The organism is Streptomyces sp. NBC_01635 (assembly GCF_045209715.1).
GTDB classification, from domain to species: Bacteria; Actinomycetota; Actinomycetes; order Streptomycetales; family Streptomycetaceae; genus Streptomyces; species Streptomyces hirsutus.
Genome location: NZ_CP109277.1, coordinates 6666670 through 6684088 on the forward strand (window position 1 = coordinate 6666670; position 17419 = coordinate 6684088).

The 17419-nt window shown below is 71.9% G+C and carries 13 protein-coding genes and 1 riboswitch; of the genes, 9 read left to right on the plus strand and 4 right to left on the minus strand.

Going from position 1 to position 17419, the window contains the following annotated elements; translation table 11 throughout:
• The first annotated feature begins 47 nt into the window (after positions 1-47).
• Together OHB56_RS30905 and OHB56_RS30910 are read left to right on the plus strand one after the other, a co-directional pair.
• On the plus strand, positions 48-680 hold the full coding sequence (locus tag OHB56_RS30905) for a DUF485 domain-containing protein (protein ID WP_326755139.1): 633 nt from the start codon (positions 48-50) through the stop codon (positions 678-680).
• Positions 677-2269, plus strand: coding sequence for a cation acetate symporter (locus OHB56_RS30910; protein ID WP_326755140.1), 1593 nt, complete (start codon positions 677-679; stop codon positions 2267-2269). The genes OHB56_RS30905 and OHB56_RS30910 overlap by 4 nt, the downstream gene beginning before the upstream one ends.
• Before the next feature lie 106 nt (positions 2270-2375).
• Here OHB56_RS30910 and OHB56_RS30915 read toward each other — a convergent pair whose 3' ends face one another.
• Positions 2376-3314, minus strand: a complete 939-nt coding sequence (locus OHB56_RS30915; RefSeq protein WP_326755141.1) for a sucrase ferredoxin — start codon at positions 3312-3314, stop codon at positions 2376-2378.
• Between the two features lie 275 nt (positions 3315-3589).
• Here OHB56_RS30915 and OHB56_RS30920 point away from each other — a divergent pair, with 275 nt between their 5' ends.
• Positions 3590-3829, plus strand: a complete 240-nt coding sequence (locus OHB56_RS30920; RefSeq protein WP_095534314.1) for a hypothetical protein — start codon at positions 3590-3592, stop codon at positions 3827-3829.
• 60 nt (positions 3830-3889) lie between these two features.
• Here OHB56_RS30920 and OHB56_RS30925 read toward each other — a convergent pair whose 3' ends face one another.
• A complete protein-coding gene (locus OHB56_RS30925) occupies positions 3890-4447 on the minus strand; it encodes a DUF6082 family protein (RefSeq protein ID WP_406356797.1) in 558 nt (185 codons plus the stop codon).
• A gap of 317 nt (positions 4448-4764) precedes the next feature.
• On the opposite strand from OHB56_RS30925, the gene OHB56_RS30930 reads away from it, so the two are divergent.
• Positions 4765-5865 carry a CobW family GTP-binding protein gene (locus OHB56_RS30930; RefSeq protein WP_406356799.1) on the plus strand — a complete coding sequence of 367 codons (1101 nt, stop codon included), beginning with the start codon at positions 4765-4767 and terminating at the stop codon, positions 5863-5865.
• On the opposite strand, the gene OHB56_RS30935 is transcribed toward OHB56_RS30930, so the two are convergent.
• A complete protein-coding gene (locus tag OHB56_RS30935; protein ID WP_326755144.1) occupies positions 5862-8318 on the minus strand; it encodes a DNA topoisomerase IV subunit A in 2457 nt (818 codons plus the stop codon). The two genes, OHB56_RS30930 and OHB56_RS30935, sit on opposite strands and share 4 nt — an antisense overlap.
• 416 nt (positions 8319-8734) lie before the next feature.
• Here OHB56_RS30935 and OHB56_RS30940 point away from each other — a divergent pair, with 416 nt between their 5' ends.
• The 4 genes from OHB56_RS30940 to OHB56_RS30955 all read left to right on the plus strand — a co-directional run bounded on the left by OHB56_RS30940 (position 8735) and on the right by OHB56_RS30955 (position 13692).
• A complete protein-coding gene (locus tag OHB56_RS30940) occupies positions 8735-10123 on the plus strand; it encodes a pitrilysin family protein (RefSeq protein ID WP_326755145.1) in 1389 nt (462 codons plus the stop codon).
• A complete protein-coding gene (locus OHB56_RS30945; RefSeq protein WP_326755146.1) occupies positions 10120-11508 on the plus strand; it encodes a pitrilysin family protein in 1389 nt (462 codons plus the stop codon). Before OHB56_RS30940 ends, OHB56_RS30945 begins: the two co-directional genes overlap by 4 nt.
• Before the next feature lie 257 nt (positions 11509-11765).
• A riboswitch (cyclic di-AMP (ydaO/yuaA leader) is annotated at positions 11766-11928 on the plus strand.
• 12 nt (positions 11929-11940) lie between these two features.
• A complete protein-coding gene (locus OHB56_RS30950) occupies positions 11941-12714 on the plus strand; it encodes a M23 family metallopeptidase (protein ID WP_406356802.1) in 774 nt (257 codons plus the stop codon).
• A 255-nt stretch (positions 12715-12969) separates the two neighbouring features.
• A complete protein-coding gene (locus OHB56_RS30955; RefSeq protein WP_326755148.1) occupies positions 12970-13692 on the plus strand; it encodes a GntR family transcriptional regulator in 723 nt (240 codons plus the stop codon).
• Positions 13693-13906: 214 nt separating this feature from the next.
• Here the strand turns inward: OHB56_RS30955 and OHB56_RS30960 are convergent, their stop codons facing one another.
• Positions 13907-14188, minus strand: coding sequence for an HPr family phosphocarrier protein (locus OHB56_RS30960; RefSeq protein ID WP_042172977.1), 282 nt, complete (start codon positions 14186-14188; stop codon positions 13907-13909).
• Between the two features lie 210 nt (positions 14189-14398).
• On the opposite strand from OHB56_RS30960, the gene OHB56_RS30965 reads away from it, so the two are divergent.
• The gene (locus tag OHB56_RS30965) at positions 14399-17308 is read left to right on the plus strand and encodes a GNAT family N-acetyltransferase (RefSeq protein WP_406356805.1); all 2910 of its coding nucleotides are present in this window, start codon (positions 14399-14401) and stop codon (positions 17306-17308) included.
• Positions 17309-17419 lie beyond the last annotated feature (111 nt).

Sequence of the window (17419 nt, forward strand, 5' to 3'; positions counted from 1 at the left end):
AACGGGAAGAAGAGCCGGGGGTCCTTCCGTTCTGCCCATTCTTGGGCATGCAGCAAAGCGATGACCGCCCCCACCCGGGCGGAGGCGGTCCTGAGGGTCCCGCCGGACATGCAGAAAGACGCTCCGCGCCTCCCGGGGAAGGCTCGCCCGGACAACCCGACGGCGGCCATCTCCCGCTCCCCGGCGGGCCGTTCGGTGCCGTGAGCTATGACGACCCCTGGTACGACGCCCTCGCCTCGGGCTGGGGCGAGGGCACCGGCAAGGGCACCGGAGCACCCACGGCGGTTCGCACACCGCCGGTGCGGGCGGCGGTCGTACCGGCCGCGCGCGGGCGGGAAGGCGCCGTGGCGGTGGCAGACGTGTACCTCCAGGTCCAGCGCAGCGCCGCGTTCCAGGAAGTGCGCAGCCGCTACCGGAGGTTCGTGGTCCCGGCGGTCGTCGTCTTCTGCGCCTGGTACGTGGCGTACGTCGTGACGGCCACCACCGCGCCGGACCTGATGGCGCGGCCGGTGTCCGGCGCCGTGAACGTGGGGATGCTCGCCGGTCTCGGCCAGTTCCTGACCACGTTCCTGCTCACCTGGGCCTACGCACGGCACGCGCGGTTGCGCAGGGACCGGGCGGCGCTCGAACTGCGCTGGGACACACAGGAATTGGCGCGCGGCCGGGGCGGTGACTCATGACGGGCGATCACCAGGCTCTGGCGCTGCTGCTGTTCAGCGCGTTCGTCGCGGTCACCCTGGGGATCACCACCTGGGTGAGCCGCCGACGGCAGGGATCGGCCGAGGAGTTCTACGCCGGCGGTCGGCTCTTCTCACCGATGGAGAATGGTTTTGCCATCGCGGGCGACTACATGTCCGCCGCCTCCTTCCTCGGCATCTCCGGACTGATCGCCCTCTTCGGCTACGACGGGATGCTGTACTCGGTGGGCTTCCTGGTGGCCTGGCTCGTGGTGCTGCTCCTGGTCGCGGAACTGGTGCGCAACTGCGGCCGGTTCACCCTCGCCGACGTGGTGGCCGCCCGGATGCGAGAACGCCCCGTCCGCATCGCCGCGGGAACGTCGTCGGTCACCGTGTCCGTGCTGTACCTGGTGGCGCAGATGGTGGGCGCGGGCAGCCTGGTCGCGCTGCTGCTCGGCGGCCGGAGCGAGGCGGCGCAGGCCTGGACCGTCGTCGGCGTCGGGGCGCTCATGGTGATCTACGTGTCGATGGGAGGGATGCGGGCCACCACCTGGATCCAGATCGTCAAGGCGGTCCTGCTGCTCGGCGGCACAGTCGTGCTGACCGTCCTCGTCCTGCTGCGGTTCCACGGCGACTTCAACCGACTGCTGCTCACGGCGGCCGAGCGCAGCGGTCACGGAAAGGCGTTCCTGGCCCCCGGGCTCGCCTACGGCGGGGACTGGACGTCCCGGTTCGACTTCATGAGCCTGGGGCTCGCACTGGTGCTGGGCACGGCCGGGCTGCCGCACATCCTGTCCCGCTTCTACACCGTCCCGACCGCGCGGGCGGCCCGGCGCTCGGTCGTCTGGTCGATCGGGCTCATCGGCGGGTTCTACCTGATGACGATCGTGCTCGGATTCGGTGCCGCCGCCGTCGTCGGACCGGACGCCGTGCGCGGGTCCAACGCGGCCGGGAACACGGCGGTTCCGCTGCTGGCGCTCGACCTCGGCGGCGGCGCCGGCTCCACCGGCGGAACGGTGCTGTTCGCGATCGTCGCCGCGGTCGCCTTCGCCACGATCCTCGCCGTCGTCGCCGGGATCACGCTCGCCTCGTCGGCGTCCGTCGCCCACGACCTGTACGCGTCCCTGCGGCGCCGCGGTGGAAAGCCGCGCAGCGAGGTGGCCGTGGCCCGGGTGGCCGCGCTCGGCATCGGCGTGCTGGCGATCGCGCTCGGCCTGCTGGCCCGTGATCTCAATGTCGCCTTCCTCGTCGGGCTGGCCTTCGCCGTGGCCGCCTCCGCCAACCTGCCCGTGCTGCTCTACTCCCTGTTCTGGCGCGGATTCACCACCAGGGGCGCCGTGTGGGCCGTCTACGGCGGGCTGATCCCGGCCATGGTGCTGGTCCTGCTGTCCCCGGTGGTCTCCGGCAGTCCGGAGTCCTTGTTCCCCGGTGTCGACTTCCACTTCTTCCCGCTCCAGAACCCCGGCCTGGTCTCCATCCCGCTCGGCTTCCTCGCCGGCTGGCTCGGCACGGTCACCTCGGCCGAGATTCCCGACGAGGCCAAGCACGCAGAGGCGGAGGTGCGGTCGCTGACGGGCGCGGGGGCCGTGTGACGCGGGCGGGGTGACGCGGGCCGTGACGGCGCCGGGCGCCCGAGCGGGGCGGGCCGTGCGACGACGCTCAGGTGCGGCGCGGCCACCCCGCGCAACGGTGTTCCGGTCAGCTCGCGAGCGCGGCCATGGTCACCTCGCGGATCGCCACCACGTCCATCCGCGCGGGCGAGCCCAGCGCCGACCCGCAGCTCTCCGCGCGGGGCGGCAGGGACGCCCCCTGGGCCACCTCCACGTGCCAGTGGCGCCCGTCGGCGTGCGCGACGGTCACCTCCCAGCACGGGGCCGCGCCGTCCGTCCGTACGACGGTCAGCGCTCCGGCGGCGTACTCGCCCACCGCGGTGCGCACGGCCAACTCGGCCGCCTGGCCGGGGCGCTCCCAGGCGGAGCTCCCGCGGCACCCCTCCACAAGGATCCGGCCCTCCTGCACGCCGCGCAGCGCCTCCTCGACGGTACGCGCCTCGGCCCTGCCGTACGCGTAGCCGTGGGGCAGTACGAGCACCGTGGGGGAGAAGCGGTGCCCGCCCAGGTGGGTGACCTCCCAGACGCCCTCGACGCCGGAGGCGGCGAGCTCGGCCGCCAGGGGCCGGCCGAGAAGTGCGCAGCAGCGGTCGCGCTTGCCGTTGGTGCAGACGAGGGCGAGCGGGTCGCCCTCGTGCGGCCGCCCGCCGAGTGCCGCGGCGAAGGTGCCGCTGTGTCCCCTGCCGAGGGCCGCGAAGTCGAGACCGAGCAGGCGCTCGGGGTCCGTGGTCGTGGCGGCGTGCAGCCACGCGCTGCCGGGCACGGTGTGGGCCGCGTACACCCGGCGCGCGGTGGGCGTCCGGCGGTCCGCGTGACGTCCGGGGCGTCTGATCAGGGCGATACGCACCCCGGTGCCCGACGCGGCGGCCTCCAGGGCCCGGCCCAGCGCCGGGTCGAGGTGGCTCGACGTGAGCGCCTTGGGGCCCCACGGACCGGGCTGTTCCAACAGGATCCAGGTCCTCGCGGTGGCCGCTGTTCCCGCGACGGGTTCGTCGAGCTCGCGGGAGGCGGTTGAGCACGTACTCACAGAGGTGAGCCTAACCTGAGTTGTTCCTGAGTGCCGAGTGGCACCACCTTGGCGCAATCCGCCGTCCACCCCCCAAGTGTTTCTGATCACCGATTCTCCGATCACTCGTGCTCCGGAGAGTGATATGAATGCGCGCAAGCGTTGCGCCTATTGAGGTGTGAGGCGGTCGCGTCGTGGCGAGCCGTCCCCCGGCGGGGGCTCGGACCTGCGAGGATGCCGTCGCGTAGCAGCGGGCGCGGGCCCGCTTGTGCCTTGAGGACAAAGGAAATCCATCAGTGAGTCAGATCATCCGCCGCCTTGGTGTCGCTCCACGTCATCGAGGCAGCACCGGGGGCGGGACCTGTCCCGACATCTTCGAGTTGGTGGACGGGAACTTCGCGGTCATCGGCACGGATATGACTGATTCGCTCGACGCCCAACTGCCCGAGGACGCGGCTCGGGCCGACTACGAACGCATCGTCGTGATTTCCCGGGAGACGCTGATCAAGGCGAAGGCGGACATCCCGGACGCCTAGTTGCGTCGGTCGGACGGACCCGTCCCTTACGGCGGTGCTGCTGCGGGGCGGTGCTGTGGCTCACGGGGCGAGGGGTGGTTCGCCGACCACCCACCACTCGTCGGTGTCGGCCTCGTCGAGCTGCAGCAGCAGGTCGTCGATCAGCCGGCCGAGCTCCGCCTCTTCGGTTCCCGTCAGGCTCGCGCGCTGATGCCGCGTCGCGTACCAGTACTCTCTGACGATCGGGTTCTGAAACATACCCCGGGCGTGTTTGAAGAATTCATCCCGGCTGAGGTTGCCGATGCGGTAGTAGCAGAGCAGGTTCGTGTACAGGGCGTTGGTGAAGAGGTACTGGCGACGCTTCTGCGCGGTGACCGGAATCTCGAAGATGTCCAGGACTTCGGTGAGTTCGGGGTCGTCCATCGCTTTGCTCAGCAGTTCCCAGTGCTGGCGCTGCTGGCTCGCCAGATTCGCGTGCCGCTGGGCGTGCGACTGCTGTTCCAGGCGTTCCAGGCGGGTGCGCAGCGACTCCAGCGTGTGGCGTTGGACCGCCGCGGTGGCGAGGATGCCCGCGGCCATCCCCAGTCCCGCCACCGCGGCGACATCAAGCCCGCGCTTGCGAATTTTCCGTGTGGTCATGTCAACCCCCGTATCAGGCGGCCGTCCGCCGGCCGTCGGAGTTCGGGTCGACTGCAGGGGACCGGCGAGCGGTGGGCGGCGCTTGCCGTCTTCCAGGGTGCCGAGCGGCTCTGATCGGCGGGAAGGCGGAGAGGCGGCGCACGGAGGGAAGCGAGGGTCGCACAATCCGGCGCCTTGTCCAACGTCTGCCCCGCGAATGCTGCTAACAATCGTTCACTTCGCCACAGTTCTCACCGCTCGTATCCTGGGGGGTCAGTTGATTCCCGGACGTACGCCGAGGCGCGAGCCGGGGTACGCGTAGGGGTGAAAGGGGTCGCGTGGTGGAGCGGAGCAGCGGTCGGCAGATTCCGGTCGTCGTCCTGGCCGGATTTCTCGGGTCGGGGAAGACCACTCTGCTCAACCACCTTCTCCACCACAGCGGCGGCAGCCGTATCGGGGCCGTCGTCAACGACTTCGGTGCCATCGAGATCGATGCCATGGCCGTGGCCGGAGCGCTCGGCGACTCGACCGTCTCGCTCGGCAACGGATGCCTGTGCTGTGCCGTCGACGGCAGCGAGCTCGACGTGTATCTCGAGCGGCTGGCGCGGCCGTCCGCCGGGATCGACGTCATCGTCATCGAGGCCAGCGGTCTCGCCGAGCCGCAGGAACTCGTGCGGATGGTGCTCGCCAGCGAACATCCCCGGATCGTGTACGGCGGACTCGTCGAGGTCGTGGACGCCGCCGAGTTCGAGGAGACCCGGGCCAGGCATCCCGGGATCGACCGGCACCTCGGCCTCGCCGATCTGGTCGTCGTGAACAAGCTCGACCGGGCGGCGGACGCGGAGGGCCTGCTCGATGTCGTGCGGTCGCTCGTCGAGCGTGCCGCCGTCGTCCCCGCCACGTACGGCCGTGTCGACCCGGAACTCCTCTTCGACTGCAGACCGGCCGAAGAACGCGTCGGGCAGCTCTCCTTCGACGACCTGCACCGGCACGGACCCGACGCCGACGAGCACGCCGGCCATCTGCACGCCCGGTACGACAGTCTGTCCTTCGCCTCCGCCGCGCCGCTCGACCCGCGGCGGCTGATCCGGTTCCTCGACAGCCGCCCGGAAGGGCTCTACCGGATCAAGGGATATGTCGACTTCGGGTCCTACGACACCGTGAACCGGTACGCCGTGCATGCCGTCGGGCGGTTCCTGAGGTTCTACCCGGAGCCCTGGCCGGCCGGTGCGGAGCGGCTCACGCAGCTGGTGCTCATCGGGACCGGTATCGACAGTGCCGCCCTCCGCAAGGAACTGGAGGAGGTATGCGGTGGCGAAGTCCCCGACGCCTCCGTTACCCCCGGTGCCCCACACGCCGACGAGCAGGGCATGTGGGGCGTGCTGCGGTACGTGCAGGAGCCCGACGACCCGCAGGGCCAGGAGGACCCGCAGGGTTAGACCGGCCCCGCCACCACCGCCACCGTCTTCGGCAGCGGCACTCCCGAGCCGTCGCGGCGCGGGTCGGGCTCCGGCAGGTCGACCGGCGTCCCGTTCTTCTGGGAGGCGCGGGCCGGGGCGGGGCCGGCCCAGGCCAGGGACAGGCAGTCCTCGCCCTTGAGGAACCGCTGGCAGCGCACCCCGCCGGTGGCCCGGCCCTTGCGCGGGAACTGGTCGAACGGGGTCAGCTTGGCCGTCGTCTGGACGGAGTCGTCCAGCGTGCCGCGCGAGCCGGCGACCGTGAACACCATCGCGTTCGTCCCCGGATCGACCGCCGTGAAGGTGATGACCTTCGCGCCCTCGGCGAGCTTGACGCCCGCCACGCCGCCGGCGGGACGCCCTTGCGGGCGGACCTGCGAGGCCTGGTAGCGCAGCAGTTGTGCGTCGTCGGTGACGAAGACCAGGTCCTCCTCACCCGTGCGCAGCTCGACGGCGCCGACGATCCGGTCGCCCTCCTTGAGGGTGATGACCTCCAGTTCCTCCTTGTTGGAGGGGTAGTCGGGCACCACCCGCTTGACGACGCCCTGTTCCGTGCCGAGGGCGAGGCCCGGCGACGCCTCGTCGAGCGTCGTCAGGCAGATCACCCGCTCGTCGTCCTCCAGGGAGACGAACTCCGAAATCGGCGCCCCGCCCGAGAGGTTCGGGGTCGGCATCGACTCCGGCAGCTGCGGGAGGTCGACGACGTTCAGCCGCAGCAGACGCCCCGTCGAGGTGACCACGCCCACCTCGCCCCGGGCGGTGGCCGGCGCCGCCGAGAGGATCATGTCGTGCTTGACCCGCTTGGCGTGCGCGCCTTTGGGGAACGGCTTCGCGTCCGCCGTGCGGGCGATCAGGCCCGTGTCGGAGAGCAGCACCCGGCACGGGTCGTCCGCCACCTGAAGCGGCACGGCGGCGACCGGGGTGGCGGACCCGTCCAGCAGGACCGTACGGCGGTCGTCACCGAACTTCTTCGCCACCGCGGCCAGTTCGGACGAGACCAGCTTGCGCAGCTCCGCGTCCGACTCCAGGATGCGGGTCAGCTCCTCGATCTCCGCGTTCAGCCGCTCCTGCTCCGCCTCCAGTTCGATGCGGTCGAACCTGGTGAGGCGGCGCAGGGGGGTGTCCAGGATGTACTGGGTCTGGATCTCGCTCAGCGAGAACTGCTCCATCAGACGCTGTTTCGCCTGCGCGGAGTTGTCGCTGGAGCGGATCAGGCGGATGACCTCGTCGATGTCCAGCAGCGCCGTGAGCAGGCCCTCGACCAGGTGCAGACGGTCGCGCCGCTTGCCGCGGCGGAACTCCGAGCGGCGGCGGACCACGGTGAAGCGGTGGTCGAGATAGACCTCCAGCAGCTCCTTGAGGCCCAGGGTGAGGGGCTGGCCGTCCACCAGGGCCACGTTGTTGATGCCGAAGGACTCCTCCATGGGGGTCAGCTTGTACAGCTGCTCCAGGACCGCCTCCGGTACGAAGCCGTTCTTGATCTCGACGACCAGCCGCAGACCGTGGGCGCGGTCGGTGAGGTCTTTGACGTCGGCGATGCCCAGGAGCTTCTTCGAACCGACCAGGTCCTTGATCTTGGCGATCACCTTCTCCGGGCCCACCGAGAACGGCAGTTCGGTGATGACCAGGCCCTTGCGGCGGGCGGTCACCTCCTCCACGGTGACCGTCGCGCGGATCTTGAAGGTGCCGCGGCCCTTCTCGTACGCGTCCCGGATGCCCGGAAGGCCGACGATCCTGCCGCCGGTGGGCAGGTCGGGGCCCGGGACGTGCTTCATCAGGGCGTCGAGGTCCGCGTTCGGATGCCGGATCAGGTGGCGGGCGGCCGAGATCACCTCGCGGAGGTTGTGCGGCGGCATGTTGGTGGCCATGCCGACCGCGATGCCCGACGCGCCGTTCACCAGGAGGTTCGGGAACGCGGCGGGCAGGGTCGTCGGCTCCTGCTCCTGGCCGTCGTAGTTGGGTGCGAAGTCGACCGTGTCCTCGTCGATGGACTCGGTCATCAGGCTCGTGGCCTCGGTCATCCGGCTCTCGGTGTACCGCATGGCGGCCGGCGGGTCGTCGTTGCCCAGGGAGCCGAAGTTGCCGTGGCCGTCGACCAGGGGGACCCGCATCGAGAAGGGCTGCGCCATGCGCACCAGGGCGTCGTAGATCGACGTGTCGCCATGGGGGTGCAGCTTGCCCATGACCTCGCCGACCACGCGTGCGCACTTCACGTAGCCGCGGTCGGGCCGCAGGCCCATCTCGTTCATCTGGTAGACGATGCGCCGGTGCACCGGCTTCATGCCGTCGCGCGCATCCGGCAGGGCGCGGGAGTAGATGACCGAGTACGCGTACTCGAGGAAGGAGCCCTGCATCTCGTCGACGACGTCGATGTCGAGGATCCGCTCCTCGTACGAGTCGTCGGGCGGCGGGGTCTTCGTGCTGCGGCGGGCCATCGCTGCCGGCTCCTTGCTGAAGCGTGGGACGGTATCTGACGCGGACCATTGTGGACCGCCGCACCGACAACCGGGACCATGACCCCCGCCGCTGTCCTCCGCCGGGGGCCGGGGCGGGGTGCCGGCAGAGTACGCGCACCTCCCGCCGGCGCCGCGAGCGGGGCACCCGGCGCGACCGGGGCGCGCCGGCACCGGGCGCGCGCCTCGTACGCGGCGTGATCCCCTGTCCAGTGCGGTCCCGTACACCCCACGAACCCCATGAGTACCGTGCCGTCCCACCCGTATCCGCGGTTCTCGCTCTCGGCGTACCCGGTCCCCTCCGGGAACTTCGCCGGTGCTCCGCACGCTTGCATACAGTGGCAGGACCGGCACAAACGGCGGATGCGACGACCGCCTCCGCGATCGAAGGGACATACATGCCCATGGGTCACACGGCCACCGCCCAGGCAGGCTCCGGCGGCCTGACAGCGACCGAGCACCGGCTGTCCAACGGCCTGCGCGTGGTGCTCTCCGAGGACCACCTGACCCCCGTCGCGGCGGTGTGCCTCTGGTACGACGTCGGCTCGCGTCATGAAGTCAAGGGCCGCACCGGCCTGGCTCACCTTTTCGAGCACCTCATGTTCCAGGGGTCCGGCCAGGTGAAGGGCAACGGCCACTTCGAACTGGTCCAGGGGGCCGGAGGCTCGCTCAACGGCACCACCAGCTTCGAGCGGACCAACTACTTCGAGACCATGCCGACCCACCAGCTGGAGCTCGCCCTCTGGCTCGAGGCCGACCGCATGGGCTCCCTGCTGGCCGCCCTGGACGAGGAGTCCATGGAGAACCAGCGGGACGTCGTCAAGAACGAGCGCCGCCAGCGCTACGACAACGTCCCCTACGGCACGGCTTTCGAGAAGCTGACCGCCCTCTCCTACCCGGAGGGCCACCCGTACCACCACACGCCCATCGGCTCGATGGCGGACCTGGACGCGGCCACCCTGGAGGACGCCCGCGCCTTCTTCCGCACGTACTACGCGCCCAACAACGCCGTGCTCTCCGTCGTCGGTGACATCGACCCGGAGCAGACGCTCGCCTGGATCGAGAAGTACTTCGGCTCCATCCCGTCCCACGACGGCAAGCCCGAGCCCCGCGACGGCTCGCTGCCCGGGATCATCGGCGAGGAGCTGCGTGAACTCGTCGAGGAGGAGGTCCCCTCGCGTGCGCTGATGGCCGCCTACCGGCTGCCCGAGGACGGCACGCGCGCGAGCGACGCGGCGGACCTGGCGCTCACCGTCCTCGGCGGCGGTGAGTCCTCGCGGCTCTACAACCGGCTGGTGCGACGGGACCGTACGGCCGTGGCGGCCGGATTCGGCCTGCTGCGGCTGGCCGGGGCGCCCTCCCTGGGCTGGCTGGACGTGAAGACGTCCGGTGACGTGGAGGTGCCCGTCATCGAGGCCGCGATCGACGAGGAGCTCGCCCGGTTCGCCGAGGAGGGCCCCACGGCCGAGGAGATGGAGCGCGCCCAGGCGCAGCTGGAGCGGGAGTGGCTGGACCGGCTCAGCACCGTCGCCGGCCGGGCCGACGAGCTGTGCCGGTACGCCGTCCTGTTCGGCGACCCGCAGCTCGCCCTCACCGCCGTAGGGCGCATCCTCGACGTGACCGCCGAGGACGTCCGGGAGGTCGCCAAGGCCCGCCTGCGTCCCGACAACCGCGCGGTGCTCGTCTACGAGCCCGTCGCCTCCGGGGCCGGGGAGTCCGAAGAAGCCGCCGGCGCCGAGGAAGCCGCGGCCGCCGGCACCGACGAGAACGAGGAGACGGCGAAGTGACCGAGCTCGCCACGATGGATTTCCACCCCCAGCCGCAGGCGGGCGAGGCCCGGCCCTGGGCCTTCCCGGCCCCCGAGCGCACCACCCTCGGCAACGGTCTGACGGTGCTGCGCTGCCACCGTCCCGGCCAGCAGATCGTCGCTGTCGAGGTGCTGCTCGACGCGCCCCTGGAGGCTGAGCCGGCCGGGCTCGACGGTGTCGCCACGATCACCGCGCGGGCGTTCTCCGAGGGCACCGACAAGCACTCCGCCGAGGAGTTCGCCGCCGAGCTCGAGCGCTGCGGCGCCACCCTGGACGCCTACGCCGACCACCCCGGCATCCGTCTGAGCCTCGAGGTGCCGGCCTCACGGCTGGCCAAGGCACTCGGGCTGCTCGCCGACGCCCTCAGGGCGCCCGCCTTCGCCGACAGCGAGATCGAGCGCCTCGTCCGCAACCGCCTCGACGAGATCCCGCACGAGCTGGCCAACCCCTCCCGCCGCGCCGCCAAGGAACTCTCCAAGGAGCTGTTCCCGGCGACGTCGCGCATGTCCCGCCCGCGCCAGGGCAGCGAGGAGACGGTCGCGGTCATCGACTCGGCGGCCGTACGAGCCTTCTACGAGAAGCACGTCCGCCCCGCGACCGCCACCACGGTGGTCGTCGGCGACCTCACCGGCACCGACCTGGACGAGCTGCTCGGCGACACCCTCGGCGCCTGGACCGGATCGGCCGCCCAGCCGCGGCCCGTTCCGCCGGTCGTCGCCGACGACACCGGCCGGGTCGTGATCGTGGACCGCCCCGGCGCCGTGCAGACGCAGCTGCTCATCGGCCGCGTCGGAGCGGACCGGCACGACCGTGTGTGGGCCGCGCAGGTGCTCGGCGCCTACTGCCTCGGCGGCACCCTCACCTCCCGGCTGGACCGCGTCCTGCGCGAGGAGAAGGGCTACACCTACGGCGTACGGTCGTTCGCCCAGGTTCTGAGGTCCGCCCCGGACGGCACCGGCGCGTCGCTGCTCGCCATCAGCGGATCCGTCGACACCCCGAACACCGGGCCCGCCCTGCAGGACCTGTGGACGGTGCTGCGCACCCTCGCCGCGGAGGGCCTCACCGACGCCGAACGCGACGTCGCCGTGCAGAACCTGGTGGGTGTGGCGCCGCTCAAGTACGAGACCGCCGCAGCCGTCGCCGGCACCCTGGCCGACCAGGTGGAGCAGCACCTGCCCGACGACTACCAGGCCGAGCTGTACCGGCGGCTCGCCGCCACCGGCACCGTGGAGGCGACCGCGGCGGTGGTGAACGCCTTCCCGGTGGACCGTCTCGTGACCGTGCTGGTCGGCGACGCGGCGAAGATCAAGGAGCCCGTCGAGGCGCTCGGCATCGGTGAAGTCGCCGTGGTGGCCGCCGAGTAGACGGCCTGTCAGCGATCGGAACGCCGCTGGGGGCAGTCTGCTGCGAGGGCCCCGCGGACACCCGGTGGAGCGCACCTGCGCGTGGCCCTGGTGACGTGAAAGTCACCAGGGCCCGCTTATGCCCGAATTGGGGTGGGAGGCGCCTGTCTGCCCTGTGGGATGCGCTACAAAAGCCGGGATTCGTTTGGGAATCGAAACGCGTCCCGCTTAGCTTCATGCGGTCTGTTCGTCGGGCAGTGCGCCGCACCCGCGGCACCGGACAGTCATCGCCGAGTCCCCCTACGGCGCGAGCCGGGGGAGCCGGGGACCCAACCGTCCCTGGGGTGAATCGGACGCCCGCGCGTGTCGCGAGGGGGCCCGTAGGAGACCTTCCTGCTCCGAACCCGTCAGCTAACCCGGTAGGCGAGAGGGAAGGAAAGGACCACCCTGTACATGGCGTTCACCCGCGCCCCCGGGAAGCACCGCCGTCCCGGCCGCGTGCATCGCGGCACCGCCAAGGTGGCGGGCGTCGCGGCCCTCACCACCACCGGTGTCATCGGCTCCCTCGCGGCTCCGGCGCTCGCCGCCGAACCCCTCGCGGAACAGACCGGCCTCACCCCCGTGATCACCCTGGGTGACGAGGTCGCCGCCCAGATCGACGCCCAGGCGGCCGCCCAGCACGAGGCCGCGCGCGAGGCGGCCCAGGCCGCCGCCCGCGAAGCCGCCGAGGAAGCTGCCCGGGAGAGGGCGGCCGAGGAGGCCGAGCAGGCCCGCGAAGTCGAGGAACGCGCAGCGCGGGAGGCCGAGCGCAAGCGTCTCAACACCTTCGTGTCCCCGATCGCGGGCTCCTACGTCTCGACCGGTTACCTGTCCGGCGGCGCCGTCTGGTCCTCCGGCAGCCACACCGGTGTCGACTTCCACGCCGCGAGCGGCACCCCCGTGCTCTCGGTCGGCATGGGCACCGTCGTCGAGGCCGGCTGGGGCGGCGCCTACGGCAACCACGTCGTGATCAAGATGCACGACGGCACGTACACCCAGTACGGCCACCTGTCGTCCGTCGGTGTCTCGGTGGGTCAGCAGGTCACCCCGGGACAGCAGATCGGCGTCTCCGGCGCCACCGGCAACGTCACCGGCGCGCATCTGCACTTCGAGGCCCGCACCACCGCCGAGTACGGCTCCGACATCGACCCCGTCGCGTACCTCCGCGCGCACGGCGCGAACCTCTGACCGGGCACGTACCCCCGGCCTCCGTATGCGCCTCGACGTCCGCGGGATCCCCTGACACCGCGGGTGTCCGCTTTCCGTGGAATGGCCCCGGACCGCTCTGCGGGCCGGGGCTTTCGAGGTTTCCGGCGGACCGCCCGTTGTCCAAAAACGAACATGATTTCCGGCTCGCCGTCGGAAATTCCCGCGCGTTGCAATAGAGTCACGGAACAGGCGTCGCCCGTTGACGTTATGCGGGGATTAATTCGGAGGTCGGTCATGCGTATTCCGGCGCACTCGGTGTGCACGGCGATCCGGGACGACATCGTCTCGGGTGTCTACGAGCGTGGCGGCCGGCTCACCGAGGAACTCCTCGCCCGCCGCTACGGCGTCTCGCGCGTCCCCGTCCGGGAGGCCCTGCGCACCCTGGAGGCCGAGGGCTTCGTGGTGACCCGGCGCCACGCGGGCGCGTGCGTCGCGGAACCCACCGAGCAGGAGGCCGCCGACCTGCTGGAGATGCGGCTGCTGCTGGAGCCGCTCGGAGCCTCCCGCGCCGCGCAGCGCCGCACCGAGGCCCACCTGAAGGTGCTGCGCGGCCTGGTCCGGCTGGGTCAGGGGCGGGCCCGCCAGGGCCACAGCGACGACCTGCGCTCCCTGGGCGGCTGGTTCCACGAGACGCTCGCCCAGGCGTCCGGCAGCCCGGCGCTGACGTCGACGCTGATCCGGCTCCGGCACAAGATCGGCTGGATGTACGAGGTGCGGGGGACGAGGGACCCCGTGGAGTGCTGGGCGGAGCACGGCGCGGTCGTGGACGCCGTGGTGCGCGGGGACGGTGAGCGCGCGCGTGCGGTCATGGCGCTGCACACCGAGCGTGCCGCCGCCGCCCACCGTCTGCGCTTCACCGCCGGGGCTGGCGGGGCCGAGCGCGCGGACCGGACGGCCCGCGCGGAGGGCGTGAGGGACTCGCAACATCCCGTAAACACGCCGAGCCTGCGCTCTTAACGCGGGTGCCGTATACAAAAGGGAGCGCGCTTCCAGGGCATTTCTTGCTGTGCTCGAAAAGGGAAAGAGAAAGGCCCGCCCGGCGATATTCGGGCAGGCCTTTCGGTGGTGCGGGCCGGTATCTGTGAGCCACAGAGAACCGTAACCATCCATTGAGGAAACCGGACGGCGCGCAACCGGTTCCGCGAGAGCGGCGCCGGCTCGGGCGCAGAAATCAGACGGTCTCGGGGAGCTCCTCGAGACCCTCGGAGACCAGCTTCGCCAGTCGGTCCAGGGCGGCGTCGGCCCCCTCGGCGTCGGAAGCGAGGACGATCTCCTCGCCGCCCTGGGCGCCCAGGCCCAGAACGGCCAGCATGGAGGCCGCGTTGACGGGGTTGCCGCCGGCCTTGGCGATCGTCACCGGAACGCCGGTGGCCGTGGCGGATCGGACGAAGATGGAGGCGGGGCGGGCGTGGAGGCCCTCGGCCCAGCCGACGTTGACGCGGCGCTCAGCCATGTGTTGCTGCCCTTCGGAGTTCAGGTTGTCTAGACCAGTTTCCCATATGGCGAACCATGCCGGGGAGCGGCCCCGGGAGCGGCCCCGGAAGCGGTGCCGGGAGCGGCACCCGCTCACGCTCCCGTCGGCACCCGACCGCGGCCTCGGTCCGGCCCGTGCCCCACGGACTGCCTCGCGCCGTCACCGTACGCGAGCCGTACTCTGGGGGCCATGCAGACCTCCTCGGACCGGCATGAGTATCCCGCCCACTGGGAGGCCGACGTGGTGCTGCGCGACGGAGGCACCGCGCGCGTACGCCCCATCACCGTCGACGACGCCGAGCGTCTGGTCAGCTTCTACGAGCAGGTGTCGGACGAGTCGAAGTACTACCGCTTCTTCGCGCCCTACCCCCGCCTGTCCGCCAAGGACGTGCACCGCTTCACGCACCACGACTTCGTGGACCGGGTGGGACTCGCGGCCACCGTGGGCGGTGAGTTCATCGCCACCGTACGCTACGACCGGATCGGCCCCGACGGAGCGCCCGCGTCGTCGCCGGCCGACGAGGCAGAGGTCGCCTTCCTCGTGCAGGACGCCCACCAGGGCCGGGGCATCGCCTCCGCCCTGCTCGAGCACATCGCCGCTGTCGCCCGGGAGCGCGGCATCCGCCGGTTCGCCGCCGAGGTGCTGCCGGCCAACAGCAAGATGATCAAGGTGTTCACGGACGCCGGGTACACCCAGAAGCGCAGCTTCGAGGACGGCGTCGTCCGCCTCGAGTTCGGCCTCGAACCCACCGACCGTTCCCTGGCCGTGCAGCAGGCGCGCGAGCAGCGCGCCGAGGCCCGCTCGGTGCAGCGGCTGCTCGCCCCGGGCTCGGTCGCCGTCATCGGCGCCGGCCGCACGCCCGGCGGCGTGGGCCGCAGCCTCCTCGACAACATCCGGGACGCCGGATTCACCGGCCGCCTGTACGCCGTGAACAAGGCCCTCCCGCCGGATCGGAAGGAACTCGACGGAGCCGCCGGGGTGCCCGCCCACCGCTCGGTGCGGGACATCGACGGCCCGGTCGACCTCGCCGTCGTCGCGGTGCCCGCCGACGACGTCCCCGAGACCGTGGCCGAATGCGGCGAACACGGAGTGCAGGGGATCGTCGTCGTGTCCGCCGGGTACGCCGAGGCGGGCCCCGACGGCCGCGAGCGCCAGCGCGCCCTCGTCCGCCAGGCCCGCTCGTACGGCATGCGGATCATCGGACCGAACGCGTTCGGCGTCATCAACACCTCCCCGGAGGTACGCCTGAACGCCTCGCTCGCGCCGCGGATGCCGCGGCCCGGCCGCATCGGCCTGTTCGCCCAGTCCGGAGCCATCGGCATCGCCCTGCTGTCACGGCTGCACCGGCGCGGCGGGGGAGTCACCGGTGTCACGGGCGTGTCCACCTTCGTGTCTTCCGGCAACCGGGCCGACGTCTCCGGCAACGACGTCATGCAGTACTGGTACGACGACCCGGACACCGATGTCGCCCTGATGTACCTGGAGTCCATCGGCAACCCCCGCAAGTTCACCCGCCTCGCCCGCCGTACCGCGGCGGTGAAGCCCCTGGTCGTGGTCCAGGGCGCCCGTCACGGCTCCGGACCCCGCGGGCACGCCGTGCGCGCGACGCGCCTGCCCCACGCCACCGTCTCCGCGCTGCTGCGGCAGGCCGGGGTGATCCGGGTGGACACCATCACGGAACTGGTCGACGCGGGTCTGCTGCTCGCCCGGCAGCCGCTGCCGTCCGGACCCCGGGTGGCGATCCTGGGCAACTCCGAGTCCCTGGGGCTGCTCACCTACGACGCCTGCCTCGCCGAAGGGCTGCGCCCGCACCGCCCGCTGGACCTCACCACCGGGGCGTCGGCGGCGGACTTCCACGCGGCGCTGTCCCGGGCACTGGCCGACGACACCTGCGACGCCGTGGTGGTGACCGCGATTCCGGCGCTGGGAGAGCCGCCCACCGACGACGCGGCACTCGCCGGGGCGCTGCGTTCGGCCGCCGCCGCGACCCCGTCCAAGCCGGTCCTGGTCGTCCACGTGGAACTCGGCGGCCTGGCCGAGGCCCTGTCGGCGGCGGCCAGCACGGCCCCGCAGCCGGCCCCGGCCCGCCCGGAAACGCAGGCCACGCACCCCGCCCCGCCCGACGGCAGGCGCCCGCCCACCGCGACGACGCCGGTCACCGCGTCGACGCGGGCCACTCCACAGGGTCCGGCCGTCCCGTCCGCCCCGCTCACCCCCGTGAGCCTCCCCGAGGACGCCCACCTCATCCCCGCCTACCCCGCCGCCGAGCGCGCGGTCCGGGCCCTCGCCCACTCCGTCGCCTATGCCCAGTGGCGACGGGACGCCGCCGACCCCGGCAAGGTGCCCGGGTACGAGGACATCGACGAGCGGAGCGCCGCCGCCCTCATCGACGCGCAGCTCACGCGCGGGGAGAGCCTCACCCTCGGCACCGAGGAGACCCGCGCGCTGCTCGGCGCCTACGGCATCCACGTCCACCGCGCCCTCCCCGCGCCCACCGCCGACGCCGCCGTCGAGGCCGCCCGCACCCTCGGCCGGCCCGTGGCCCTCAAGGTGACCGCCCCGCACCTGAGGCACCGCGCCGACCTGGGCGGCGTACGGCTGGACCTGGCGGACGAGGAGCAACTGCGCCGGGCCTACGCCGAGCTGACGGAGCAGCTCGGCACGCCCGAGGAACTGAGCCCCGTCGTGCAGCGGATGGCACCGCGCGGTGTCGACACCATTGTTCGCGCGGTGATCGATCCCGCCGCCGGAGCCGCGCTCTCCTTCGGGCTCGCCGGTGCCCCGTCGCAGCTGCTCGGGGACATGGCGCACCGGCTGATCCCGGTCACCGACCGGGAGGCGGCCTCCCTGGTGAGGTCGATCCGGACCGCACCCCTCCTGTTCGGCTGGCGCGGCTCGGCCCCCGTCGACACCCCCGCTCTGGAGGAGCTGCTGCTGCGGGTGTCGCGGCTGGTCGACGACCATCCCGAGGTCGTCGCGGTCGGCCTGGAGCCGGTCGTCGTCGCCACCCACGGGGTGAGCGTCCTCAGCGCCTCCGTACGCCTGGCCCCGCCCCCCGTCCGTGACGACCTCGGCCCCCGGACCCTCCCGGCGTACTGAGAGCGGCGTGACCCCCTGGGCGTTTCAACACGGCAGGTCGCCGTGTGTTTGACGGTGCGTCGAGCGGGCTACCCGTGCTTCCGGCCGGCAGCGGCACCTGCCGCAGGCACG